The organism is Acinetobacter calcoaceticus DSM 30006 = CIP 81.8 (genome assembly GCF_000368965.1).
Classification (GTDB): domain Bacteria; phylum Pseudomonadota; class Gammaproteobacteria; order Pseudomonadales; family Moraxellaceae; genus Acinetobacter; species Acinetobacter calcoaceticus.
In genome coordinates, this window is the sequence record NZ_KB849784.1 from 133,993 (window position 1) to 146,796 (window position 12,804).

13 protein-coding genes are annotated in these 12,804 nt (G+C 38.1%); 5 read left to right on the forward strand and 8 right to left on the reverse strand.

The window, feature by feature from the left end; translation table 11 throughout:
• Positions 1–134 precede the first annotated feature (134 nt).
• From F936_RS17895 to pilG, 4 genes are read right to left on the reverse strand one after another with little or no spacing between them, the layout of a single operon-like run.
• Positions 135–2,216 carry a methyl-accepting chemotaxis protein gene (locus F936_RS17895; protein WP_005050015.1) on the reverse strand — a complete coding sequence of 694 codons (2,082 nt, stop codon included), beginning with the start codon at positions 2,214–2,216 and terminating at the stop codon, positions 135–137.
• A gap of 42 nt (positions 2,217–2,258) precedes the next feature.
• On the reverse strand, positions 2,259–2,795 hold the full coding sequence (locus tag F936_RS17900; protein ID WP_003655289.1) for a chemotaxis protein CheW: 537 nt from the start codon (positions 2,793–2,795) through the stop codon (positions 2,259–2,261).
• 59 nt (positions 2,796–2,854) lie between these two features.
• A complete protein-coding gene (locus tag F936_RS17905) occupies positions 2,855–3,217 on the reverse strand; it encodes a response regulator (RefSeq protein ID WP_003655288.1) in 363 nt (120 codons plus the stop codon).
• 23 nt (positions 3,218–3,240) lie between these two features.
• Positions 3,241–3,624, reverse strand: a complete 384-nt coding sequence (gene pilG / locus F936_RS17910) for a twitching motility response regulator PilG (RefSeq protein WP_000389061.1) — start codon at positions 3,622–3,624, stop codon at positions 3,241–3,243.
• A gap of 285 nt (positions 3,625–3,909) precedes the next feature.
• Between pilG and F936_RS17915 the strand changes: the two genes are divergently transcribed.
• From F936_RS17915 to F936_RS17930, 4 genes are all read left to right on the forward strand, one after another.
• Complete coding sequence (locus F936_RS17915) at positions 3,910–4,548, forward strand: hypothetical protein (RefSeq protein WP_005050017.1); 639 nt, start codon at positions 3,910–3,912, stop codon at positions 4,546–4,548.
• A gap of 68 nt (positions 4,549–4,616) precedes the next feature.
• Positions 4,617–5,726: an efflux RND transporter periplasmic adaptor subunit gene (locus F936_RS17920; RefSeq protein ID WP_080592465.1), complete on the forward strand. Its 1,110-nt coding sequence runs from the start codon at positions 4,617–4,619 to the stop codon at positions 5,724–5,726.
• 15 nt (positions 5,727–5,741) lie between these two features.
• Positions 5,742–8,840, forward strand: a complete 3,099-nt coding sequence (locus F936_RS17925) for an efflux RND transporter permease subunit (RefSeq protein ID WP_005050021.1) — start codon at positions 5,742–5,744, stop codon at positions 8,838–8,840.
• A 58-nt stretch (positions 8,841–8,898) separates the two neighbouring features.
• Positions 8,899–10,614 carry a proline--tRNA ligase gene (locus tag F936_RS17930; protein WP_005050022.1) on the forward strand — a complete coding sequence of 572 codons (1,716 nt, stop codon included), beginning with the start codon at positions 8,899–8,901 and terminating at the stop codon, positions 10,612–10,614.
• 56 nt (positions 10,615–10,670) lie between these two features.
• On the opposite strand, the gene F936_RS17935 is transcribed toward F936_RS17930, so the two are convergent.
• The 4 genes from F936_RS17935 to F936_RS17950 form a co-directional block, all read right to left on the reverse strand.
• A complete protein-coding gene (locus tag F936_RS17935; protein ID WP_004638995.1) occupies positions 10,671–11,012 on the reverse strand; it encodes a YegP family protein in 342 nt (113 codons plus the stop codon).
• A gap of 211 nt (positions 11,013–11,223) precedes the next feature.
• Positions 11,224–11,568 (reverse strand): zinc ribbon domain-containing protein YjdM, encoded by a 345-nt coding sequence (locus tag F936_RS17940; protein ID WP_005036305.1) that lies wholly within the window; start codon positions 11,566–11,568, stop codon positions 11,224–11,226.
• 91 nt (positions 11,569–11,659) lie between these two features.
• Complete coding sequence (locus tag F936_RS17945; protein ID WP_005050024.1) at positions 11,660–12,016, reverse strand: DUF488 domain-containing protein; 357 nt, start codon at positions 12,014–12,016, stop codon at positions 11,660–11,662.
• Positions 12,017–12,156: 140 nt separating this feature from the next.
• A complete protein-coding gene (locus F936_RS17950; protein ID WP_005050025.1) occupies positions 12,157–12,609 on the reverse strand; it encodes an SRPBCC family protein in 453 nt (150 codons plus the stop codon).
• Positions 12,610–12,648: 39 nt separating this feature from the next.
• Between F936_RS17950 and F936_RS19130 the strand changes: the two genes are divergently transcribed.
• Positions 12,649–12,765, forward strand: a complete 117-nt coding sequence (locus F936_RS19130) for a hypothetical protein (protein WP_080595482.1) — start codon at positions 12,649–12,651, stop codon at positions 12,763–12,765.
• Positions 12,766–12,804: the final 39 nt, after the last annotated feature.

The window sequence follows — 12,804 nt, forward strand, 5'->3', positions numbered from 1 at the left end:
TTGCTTGTCCCCTAAATGGAGAAAAACGACAGAGTCAACACCAGATAAATAGCTGTGTCCCCAATACTTATCTGGTGTTGTTAATACTTTTTAGAAGAATAGCTAGTATAGAAACAGCTATCCTCGTCCCCAATTTAATCAGGTAATTTAAAGTCCGTTACCGATTCACGTAATGACTCTGCCATATTTGCTAATTCAGAAACAGAACGCGCTGTATCGAATGTTGCAGTTGTCGTTTGCGAAGTAATTTCTTGTACGACGGTCATGGTTGTCGCAATGTGACTCGCAGATGCAGACTGAAGTTTTGCTGCATCAGAAATGTTGGCCATCAAGTTTGCCAAGTCACCAGATACTTTTTGAATCTCGTCCAAGGCAATACCTGCATCTTTTGCCAAGTTCGCTCCGCGCACAACCTCAGTGGTTGTTTGTTCCATTGAAATAACAGCTTCATTCGTATCGGTCTGAATTGTTTTAACCAGAGTTTCGATCTGTTTAGTTGCCGATGCAGAACGCTCTGCAAGACGCTGTACTTCGTCTGCAACCACGGCAAAACCACGTCCTGCTTCACCTGCCATAGATGCTTGAATTGCTGCATTTAATGCAAGAATGTTTGTTTGGTCCGCAATGTCATTAATTAACGATACAATGTTACCAATTTCTTGTGAAGACTCACCCAAACGTTTAATACGTTTAGAGGTTTCTTGGATCTGTTCACGAATCGTGTCCATACCTTCAATTGAACGGTTTACTACTTGTGCTCCATTAGAGGCAATTTGTACCGAACGTTCTGCTACTTCGGTAGATTCAGATGCATTTGAAGATACTTGGTCAATTGATTGCGCCATTTCATTCATTGCGGTTGATGCGCCAGCAATTTCTTGTGCCTGATGCTCTGATGCTTCTGCCAACTGGTTAGTAATATTTTGTGTATCATGCGTATAGCGGGCAACTTCCTGAGAAGTTTCATGAATTCGGGATACAAGATCACGTAATTGGTCAATCGCGAAGTTAATCGAGTCGGCAATCGCTCCAGTAAAGTCCTCAGATACCGTTGCATATGAGCGCAAGTCACCATCTGCCAAGTCGGCGATTTCATCTAGTAAACGTAAAATCGCGTTTTGGTTACGGTCATATTCTTCTTGCAAGGTAGCTACACGTTGTTTATCCGCTTTACTACGAAGTGATAAAAGCTTTAAGACTGAGCTAATTAAACCAATAAGTGATAATGCAAGAAGCGCAACTAAAGCAAAGGCTTTCCAACCATACTGTGTTTGCTCAGAAAGATTACCCAATGCAGATAACATTTCATCAGATTGCGAGAAGATCTCACCCGATGACTGACGTACGTTTACAATTTGATTTGTATGTTTAAGAACTGATGTCGCTGCAGATTTTAAAACTTGATCATACTCAGATTTAATGCCTTCTAAAGATTCACGTACTTCCGGGGACTCAACTCTAGCAACACCCAGTTCTGCATTGCCGTTTAGCTGTGCATTTAAGTACACACCAAAAGTATCAATATCGACACCAAAGTCATGCGCTGAGTTTTCAGAATTCTCTGTAGCAATGAAAACGGAGTTAATAGAACGTAAAATACGTTCCGCAATAAATACCTGGTTTTTAGCAATGACTACCTGATTACTCGATACTTTTTCGCGGACCATCTTATCAACCATCAAGTTATATTCAGCTTGAATCTCAGGAATAGAGTCACTAATCGAGATATTCATATTATATAACTGATTAATTACGTCCTGCTGTGACGAGATCAAGTCAACGTCATAAGACAAAGCTTTCCACAGAACCGCTACCTTTTGGTATTCTTTTGAAGATGTACCATAAATATTTTCAACATTTTTTATATTTTTAGCAAAAAGTTGACGTGACTCAACTAAGTCTTTCATAGCTTTAGGTGATCCAGAAGCCGTTGCTTCCGTAGCCTGTCTAGAAATAGTTTGTGACAATAAGCGCAACTCACCCAAACTACGTGTTAATTGGTTATGTCGAGGTACACTATAAAATAAATAAACGAGCGAAATTAAAGCAAATACTAAACATAACAACGCTACATAAAGGATAGGCTTGGACTTTTTACTTTCCCCAAATAAACTGGCGTATTGCTCAATTCCCGACTGAATTTTTGCAATAAAATTGAGACCCGATTTTTCGGGCGCAACACGATTGCCGCCTTTCTTTTTAAGCTTAAAGCCCATAGCTTCTCCCCAGAAAATACTCTGTTTTTCACAGCGTAAAAATTAGTTTATAAATTTTGTCGATGCATTCATGTAATGTGGGTTTTGCAATAAACGACTAAATAAAAAGACATGCCAATGCTGGTTATGTTGGTGAAAATAACCTTGGCAATATTCTTTTAGATTTTCCTCTAAGTCTAAGCTTTGAGAAAAAAAACTTTTTTTATTAAAGTGCTGAATCCCCAAGACCTGATCCACAACCAACCCCACATACTGGTCGTGATGACTAATACATAACACTTTTTGGGCAGACGAAAATGTACTTCGTTGCCCTGAAATAAAATGAGCCAAATCAGAAACCGAAAGTAACCGTCCCCGAATGTTCGCCAAACCCTTCACCCAACTTTGAGCATTTGGAACTGGCGTATATTTCGGTGGATAGATAACTTCTGACACTTCCCCAAGTGGTGCGACGAAGTATTGCCCTCTCATTTCAAAAGCAATCCCTGACCATCGCTGTGCTTCATTTTGAACTGAAGCGTAATTCTTATTACCCCGTTTAGACAAACGAAGTAACTCGATAAATCCATTCGCTGCCATACTCGATCCTATAAAACGGGCATATAACCCCGTTATTTATGTTTTTATGGATGGATGAGTTACTTTAGAAATTGTTTAATTACATCAATCAATTGCTTTTCTTCAATCGGCTTAATCAGGTAATCGAGTGCGCCCTGACGTTTGCCCCATACTCGGTCAGTTGCCTGATCTTTAGTACTCACGATTACCACAGGAATATGCTTAGTGTCTTCATCACGGGTAATCTGGCGAGTTGCCTGAAAGCCATTTACACCTGGCATGACAACATCCATTAACACTAAGTCAGGCTGTTCTGCTTTTGCCAAAGTTACACCATCTGCACCATTAGATGCTTCAAGTACGTCATAACCATGCTTGGTTAGAATTTCTTTAAAACGAAAAGTTTCTGTTGGTGAATCATCAACAATGAGAATACGTGTCATTTCTTTGCCCTTAAATTACTTAATTATGAACTTACGTGATTACGAATCGCGTTTAACAATTCATCTTTGCTAAAAGGTTTCGTCAAGTATTCATCTGAACCTACCACACGCCCTTTTGCCTGATCAAATAAACCATCTTTACTAGAGAGCATGATAACGGGAATGTTCTGATAATTTTGAGAGTTTTTAATCAAAGCGCAAGTTTGATAACCATCTAAACGAGGCATCATGATATCGACAAAAACAATATCTGGATTTGCTTCTGCAATTTTGGACAAAGCTTCAAATCCATCCACCGCAGTAATCACTTCACAGCCTTCTCGCTGTAATAAAGTTTCGGCTGTACGGCGAATGGTTTTTGAGTCATCAATTACCATTACTTTCAGATTTTGGAATGCATCTTCCATTTAATCTTCCATCCCCAATAAATATAAAATATAAATGCAATTTAACTTAAATTTGTTTTTACACATTTATAAGTATTTTTAACATATCTCACTGTCTATTTTCAATGAGGCATTTTTGTCTACTTTCTCATTTATAAACAATAACTTTTAACCTCATCACACTTTAATTGAAATTATCATTTTTTTTATAATGACTATATTTTTATTCAGCTAAATAATAACTAATATAATAAAGATTAATTATTTAAAAATAAGCGATTTAGCTTTCTTTTTTGGGGGTTTTCAATGAATGATTGGATGAAATATGCCTTTTATAGGAACTGCTTGTCTGTATCTATAGGCATTATTTCCTTCGGTTCACTCTTTTTCTGGGCTTCCACCCTTGCTATAGCCGATACTTCTAAAGTGGTCTGGTATCGTTATTATGATCAACAGGGTACGGCCAATATCAGTACATCAGTCACACCAGCCCATATTCGTTATGGTTATGAAGTTCTAGATCAAAATATGCAAGTGATTAAAAGAAACCATTCTTATAATGCGCAGGCTGATTTAAATCAATCAAGTCAACGGGCATTATCAGCACGGCATAGAGAACTAGATATCAAATTAAAAAAAGCCTATAGCAATAGTAAGACAGCTTTGATTAAAAGAGATCAAGCATTACTTGCTATAAAGAAGCAAATTAACTATCAACAGGAACAACTCAACCAGTTACAACAAGACAAAATTTTATTTAAACGTCAAGAAATGGAATATTTCCGAAAGAGAGAAATTATTCCTGAGCGACATAAGACGTTGATTGAAAACAATCTAAATAATATTTACAGGGTCAAACAAACAATTGAAACACTTACCAAGACCTACAACCGTACCAACAGCGAGTATGAAAATATTATCGAACGTTTAAAAAAGCTTGAATAACTGTAAAGGTTTATCAAGAATAGGGGCAAAATAAAATTTGAATTATAGGATGATGCTGTATGCACAAAATGCATCTCACCCCTTCCACTATTTTTAAACTGAGTATTATTAGTTTATGTTTGATTTTAGCTGCATGTAATCAGCAAGAAACAACTAAAACAACGGCACCAGCTCCAGCAAAAATTGAACTCATTCCTCAAGACCTGATTGCAGTTAAAGAGGGAGCTCTTAACTCTCAAACCGCATTTACGGGAACCATTCGTGCGGTTCAGCAAAGTTCAATTCAGGCTCAAGTGAGCGCCACGGCGACCACTGTAACTACAAATGTTGGTCAACAGGTACAAAAAGGCCAAGTTTTAGTGAGATTGAATAATCAGGACAATGTTGCACGATTAGCACAAGCGCGCGCCAACCTTGCATCAGCTCAATCACAAGCTGAACTTGCACGCAATTTAATGAACCGAAAGCAAAGACTGTTTAATCAAGGGTTTATTGCTCGTGTCGAGTTTGAACAAAGTCAGGTTGACTACAAAGGCCAACTTGAAAGTGTAAAAGCTCAACAAGCGAATGTTGATATTGCACGTAAAGCTGATCAAGACGGTATTATTACCAGCCCAATTTCAGGTGTGATTACTAAACGACAAGTAGAACCTGGTCAGACTGTATCGGTTGGTCAAACATTATTTGAAATTGTGAATCCAGACCAACTTGAAATACAAGCCAAGTTACCGATTGAACAGCAGTCTGCGCTTAAGGTAGGGAACAGCATTCAATATCAGATTCAGGGAAATTCTAAACAATTAAACGCAACGCTTACTCGTATTTCACCTGTTGCAGATCAAGACAGCCGACAAATCGAATTTTTTGCAGTTCCTAAAGAAAAAATTGATTCGTTAAGCATAGGGGCTTTCATTAATGGAAATATTCTTCGTAGTGATACCAATCAAGGCCAAACGATTCCTTTAGACAGCATTCAAAATATGCAACATGATCCTTTTGTATGGGTGGTACGTAATCACACCATCCAAAAAGTTAAAATTCGGGTGATTGAACAGCGTTATAACGACAATATTGCTTTGATTGATGGTTTGCAAAGCACAGATCTGGTGAGCCGTATTCAATTTGAAGATTCCGACATTAATAAAAAAGTGACGGTTACAAACGACAAAAATAAATAAGGTAGCAAATAGCGTATGTGGTTTACTCGAATCAGTGTGAAATACCCCGTTTTTACTATTATGATGATGATCAGCTTAATGGTACTCGGGTTAGCTTCTTGGAAACGGATGACCGTCGAAGAGTTTCCAAATATAGATTTCCCATTCGTCGTAGTCACTACAGAATATGCTGGTGCATCGCCTGAAGCTGTCGAATCAGATATTACTAAAAAACTCGAAGATCAAATTAATACGATTTCAGGCATTAAGCAAATTACTTCACGTTCAAGTGAAGGTTTTTCGATGGTCGTTGCAGAGTTTAACCTTGATACATCTTCAGCCATTGCAGCACAAGATGTTCGAGACAAAATTGCTCCCGTCGCAGCACAGTTCCGTGATGAAATTGATACACCAATTGTACAGCGCTACGATCCTTCCTCTAGTCCAATTATGTCAGTCGTATTTGAATCTACTAGTATGAATTTGGCTCAATTGAGTTCATATGTCGATAAACGGATCGTGCCTCAACTCAAAACCGTTTCAGGTGTCGGTAATGTGAATTTATTGGGGGATGCCAAACGACAAATACGAATAAAAATTCTTCCTGAGCAATTGCAAAGTTACGGTATTGGCATCGATCAGGTCATTAATACATTAAAAAATGAAAACATTGAAGTTCCTGCTGGAACCTTACAACAAAAGAACTCTGAACTGGTTGTACAGATTCAATCAAAGGTTATTCATCCCCTTGCATTTGGCGATTTGGTGATTGCCAATAAAAATGGTTCACCGATTTTTTTAAAGCAAGTCGCAACTGTTGAAGACACTCAAGCAGAACTACAATCAAGCGCTTTTTATAATGGTAAAACGGCTGTCTCTATTGATATTTTAAAAAGTTCCGATGCCAATGTAATTCAAGTCGTCGACAAAACTTATCAAACTTTAGAGAAGTTAAAAGCTCAGATGCCTGCGGGTTTAAATTATAAAGTCGTAGCTGATAGCTCGAAAGGCATTCGTGCTTCAATTAAAGATGTTGCCCGTACCATTATTGAAGGTGCTGCCTTAGCAGTTTTAATTGTTTTATTATTTTTAGGCTCTTTCCGCTCTACCGTCATCACAGGTTTAACCTTACCCATTACCCTTCTTGGAACCCTAACTTTTATCTGGGCTTTTGGGTTTAGCATTAACATGATGACGCTATTAGCCCTATCACTCAGTATTGGTCTATTAATTGATGATGCGATTGTCGTTCGGGAAAATATTGTAAGACATACAGAACTTGGCAAAGATCATGTCACAGCAGCCCTTGAAGGGACAAAAGAAATTGGTTTGGCTGTACTCGCAACTACTCTTACTATTGTGGCAGTCTTTTTACCCGTTGCCTTTATGGGCGGACTGATTGGACGTTTCTTTTATCAGTTTGGTGTAACAGTCAGTACCGCTGTTCTAATTTCAATGTTTATTAGCTTTACACTCGATCCAATGCTTTCTGCTCACTGGAAAGATCCAGTCAAGAAAAAAGATACTTGGCTACAACGGTTTTTTGACCATATTTCTAATTTACTAGATCGACTTAGTCATGTTTATGAAAGGCTATTAAAGTTAGCCCTACGTTTCCGTTTCATCACGGTCATTATTGCAATCGCTTCATTATTTGCTGCATTAGGACTTTCTAAACTCATTGGAACTGAATTTGTACCTACCCCAGATAAAGGTGAAATTCGGATTCAGTTCGAAACTCCTGTAGACGCTTCTTTGGAATATACCCAAGCAAAACTCCATCAAGTTGACCAAATTATCAGGCAATTTCCAGATGTCGTTTCAACTTATGGTGTTGTCAATAGTGGGGTTGATTCTGGTAAAAACCGCGCTGGTTTGGGGGTTACCTTAAAGCCGAAACAACAGCGAAACAAGGATCTTAATGCGCTCAATAATGAGTTCCGTGATCGGTTGCAAACTGTAGCGGGCATTCGAGTTACGTCTGTTGCCGCAGCACAAGATTCTGTCTCGGGTGGGCAAAAGCCAATCATGATTTCTATTAAAGGGACAGACTTAAATGAACTACAAAAAATTTCAGATCGTTTTATCGCTGAAATGGAAAAAATTAAAGGTGTAGTCGATTTAGAAAGCTCTTTGAAAGAACCAAAACCAACTTTGGGTGTTCATATTAATCGTGTACTGGCAAGTGATTTAGGCCTATCTGTTTCACAAATTGCCAATGCGATTCGTCCATTAATTGCTGGTGATAATGTGACAACATGGAAAGATAGGGATGGTGAAAACTATGACGTTAATGTTCGTTTAAACGAAAATAAACGTATGCTTCCGCAAGATGTTCAGAACCTATATCTCAACTCAAATAAAACCAATGCCAATGGGCAAAACATTTTAGTTCCACTTAGCGCAGTGGCAACAACTGAAGAGAAACTCGGTGCTTCACAAATTAATCGACGTGATCTTGAGCGTGAAGTACTCATTGAGGCAAATACCTCGGGACGTCCTAGTGGCGATATTGGTCAAGACATCGATAAAATGCAAAAGGCGTTTAAGCTACCTGCGGGCTATACATTTGATACTCAAGGTGCCAATGCCGATATGGCAGAATCTGCCGGATATGCATTAACAGCAATTACCCTATCGATTGTATTTATCTATATTGTTTTAGGTTCTCAATTTAATAGCTTTATCCATCCTGCTGCGATTATGGCCTCTTTACCATTATCACTAATTGGCGTATTCCTTGCCCTCTTCTTGTTCCAAAGCACGCTGAACCTGTTTTCCATTATTGGCATTATCATGCTTATGGGGCTTGTCACTAAAAACGCTATTTTGCTTATCGATTTTATCAAGAAAGCGATGGATCAAGGTGTCAGCCGTTACGATGCTATTTTACAAGCTGGCAAAACACGTTTACGTCCAATTTTAATGACTACAAGCGCCATGGTAATGGGGATGGTTCCTTTAGCTTTAGGTCTTGGCGAAGGCGGTGAGCAAAGTGCACCAATGGCTCACGCTGTGATTGGGGGAGTGATTACTTCTACCCTATTGACTCTTGTGGTTGTACCCGTCATTTTCACTTATCTAGATGACTTGAAAAACTTTATGCTGCGTCAAACTCGACGATTCATGTCATAATGCAACGATTATCGTATAATCTGCGTTTTTATAACGCTTAACTTTTAGGACTTTTTCCATGCGCGCAAGCCGCTTTTTATTTGCAACGTTGAGAGAAACCCCAAATGATGCTGAAGTGATTTCACACCAGCTCATGTTACGTGCGGGGATGATTCGTAAATTGGCATCTGGTTTATATACATGGCTGCCGATGGGAACACGTGTGCTTAAAAAAGTAGATGCAATTGTTCGTGAAGAAATGAACCGTTCAGGTGCAATGGAAGTATTCATGCCCGTGACTCAACCCGCAAGTCTTTGGGAAGAATCAGGTCGCTACGAACAATACGGTCCTGAACTATTACGCTTTAAAGATCGCCATGCGAACCCATTTGTACTTGGACCAACGCATGAAGAAGTTATTACAGATATGGCGCGTAACGAACTCAAAAGTTATAAGCAGCTTCCTGTAAATTTCTATCAAATTCAAACCAAATTCCGTGATGAAATTCGCCCACGTTTTGGTGTAATGCGTTCACGTGAGTTCATCATGAAAGATGCTTATTCTTTCCATGCAACTCAAGAATCGTTACAAGAAACTTATGACGTGATGTACGACACATACAGCCGTATTTTCACTCGCTTAGGTTTAGATTTCCGCCCAGTACAAGCAGATACAGGCTCAATTGGTGGTTCAGCTTCACATGAGTTTCACGTTTTGGCTTCAAGTGGTGAAGATGACATCGCATTTTCAACTGAATCTGATTATGCAGCGAATGTTGAAATGGCTGAGGCTGTTTTAGTCGGTGAACGTGCAGCCCCTACTCAAGAATTTAAATTGGTTGAAACACCAAACCAGAAAACGATTGATGATGTCTGCCAATTCTTAAATGCTGATCCTAAGCAATCTGTTAAAGCATTATTGGTTCAAGGCGTGGCTGACGAAAAAGGTCAGGTTCCTGTCGTTGCTCTATTTGTACGTGGTGACCACGAACTTAATGAAATTAAAGCCGAGAAGCATCCTTTAGTGGCTACGCCTCTTACTTTTGCAACTGAAGAACAACTTCAAGCATTTGGTTTAACTGCTGGCTTTACAGGTCCACAAGGTTTAGTCGAAAAGGGCTTAACTGTGATTGTTGACCGCGCTGCATCTGTTCTTTCAGACTTCGTTGCTGGTGCAAATGAAGCTGACAAACATGCTGTAGGTGTAAACTGGGAGCGTGATGCACAAATTACCGAAGTTTTCGATTTGCGTAATGTAGTTGAAGGCGATCCATCTCCAGATGGCAAAGGCACACTACAAATTAAACGTGGTATTGAAGTAGGCCATATTTTCCAACTTGGTACTAAATACTCAGAAGCTTTAGGCTGTAAAGTTCTAGGTGAAGATGGCAAACCATTTACAGTAACTATGGGATGTTACGGTATTGGTGTCACGCGTGTTGTTGCAGCTGCAATTGAACAAAACTACGATGACAAAGGCATTATGTGGCCACAAGCCATTGCACCTTTTGAAATTGCAATTGTTCCAATGAATGCGCACAAATCTCCACGTACTCTTGAAGCAGCAGAATCTCTTTATGCAGAACTTCAAGCTCAAGGTTTTGATGTGTTGCTTGATGACCGTAACGAACGTCCAGGTGTTAAATTCTCTGACCTTGAATTGATGGGCATTCCACACCGTATTGTGATTGGTGAAAAAGGTCTTGATGCTGGTACTTTTGAATATAAAGGCCGTCGTGATGCTGAAGCGAGCAATTTAACTAAAGAAGAACTTTTAGCTAAATTAGTGCGTTAATTACATACATAAATAAAAAAAGCAGCTTTTAAAAGCTGCTTTTTTTAACTGAGTTTTTATGCCTGAACTGTTAAATCCTTAATGGTCGTTGATGAACCATTGGTTTTAACAGACTCAATTCCTTTATCTCGTGAAGCTTCACTCGCATAGAACTGACTCGTGCCAATAATCTGATGATTTGCAGCTTTTAAATTGAAATAAGGCTTTCCATTTTTTGCAGTTAAACGCTCATATCGCGCGTCATCACCACTGTTTTTCTGAATTGATTCAATACCATTTACAGCAGAAGCTTTTGCCTTATATAGCTCACTATTTAAAATAGGTTCACCATTTCCTGCCTTCAAGATAAAGCGGTATTGTCCATCACTCGCTTGTGAAATTTCGTACCATCCTGCCATAAAAACCTCATTTTTTTGTTGGTGTGGGTATGACTTTCGTTATTATTCTGGACGAAAGTTATTTGTTATTTATGACAATATAAAGGGGCGATCATTCCTTGAATAGCCCATTTTTTATACTTTTTCGTAATAAAATTATAATGATGTTAGAAATTTAAAAGGTAGAGATATAAGTATATATCTCTACTGAAATGTAATGAAAATTAACAGTTTAAGCTTTTTTTACAAATTCAGACTTAAGCTTCATCTGCCCAATACCATCAATTTTACAATCAATATTGTGGCCATCACTTGCATCTGGAACTAAGCGAATCGTTTTTACTTTCGTGCCTACTTTTACCACTGAAGATGAGCCTTTAATTTTTAAGTCTTTAACTACAGTCACACTGTCGCCATCGGCTAAAATATTTCCATTAGCATCTTTAATAATTTCTTGTTCTTCAGTTGCTAAAGCATCTCCTTCTTTCCACTCATTTGAGCATTCAGGACAAATCAATAAGTCGCCATCTTGGTAAGTATATTCTGATTGGCATTTTGGGCAATTTGGCAAAGACATGAAAAAAATCTCAAAAAGTATATTATGCGAGATATGACTCATTTTTTAAAGTTTTAAATAAAACACTTTTACCAAAAAAAAATTTATACATTTACTTTAATTTTTTCTTTAATAAATATTCTTTCAAAATAATTGCATGGTTATTTTCAACATCTTTTGCTGAATATAAGAGCGTGACTTTATGCTTCGATGCGATCTCGTGTAATTCTTTAACTGCTAAGTTGATCTCAAGTTCTTTTAAATAACGCTGTTTAAATTCTTCCCAATGATCCGGCGTTGCTGTATGAAACCATTTCCGAAGTTCAGTTGAAGGAGCCACTTCTTTTAGCCATAAATCTAAATGAGCATTTTCTTTGCTAATTCCCCTACTCCATAGACGATCAACTAAAATACGCTTTCCATCACTAGGGTCAGCATTTTCATAAATTCTTTTAATGTGTATATCCATCGTCTTTCTCTATGTATGGTTTATATTTTAGCCCTATAAAATCATTCAATATTTTTTATTTTGGATAGATCTTATAAAAGAAAAGTGAGTAGATTTAGCTCCACTCACTTTTTAAATATTTAATTAAAATTTTAGAAGGTTTATTGGTCAGGGATTTCAGCTTCAACTAATAAGGTAAGTAAAGATAAGGATTCTTGCCATCCCAAATAGCAGGCTTCCACAGGAATAACTTCCGGTATTCCTTCTTGCGTAATATGCACTTCTGTACCCACCAATACAGTTTTTAATGTAATGGTGACCTGCATCGTACCGGGTAAATTAGGGTCATCAAATTGGTCGTTATATCGAATCAATTCATTTGGAACTAACTCAACATAGGTTCCACCAAAAGCATGTGTTGAACCTGTCGAAAAATTGGTAAAACTCATTTTGTATGAGCCACCCACACTTGAATCAAAACTATGGACCTTTGCGGTAAAACCATGAGGTGGTAACCACTTTACTAAAGCATCTGGATCTAAAAATGCACGATAAACTCGCTCGGCTGGTGCTTTAAACACTCGATGAAATTTCACTGTACCTGTTGCCATCATTATTTTCCTTATTTTAATTTCCTTTGAATTATCGAAATTATGTTTATTAGCTTAAACCTTCGGATTCATCCGAACGTATATTTTTGGTGTATTTTTAAACAGAAAAGCTATCTTTTATGCAAAATCAAAATACGAAAACTATGGCTGATTTTTTAGTAAAAATGGAGCAAAATAGTCGGCAATCATAAAGAAACA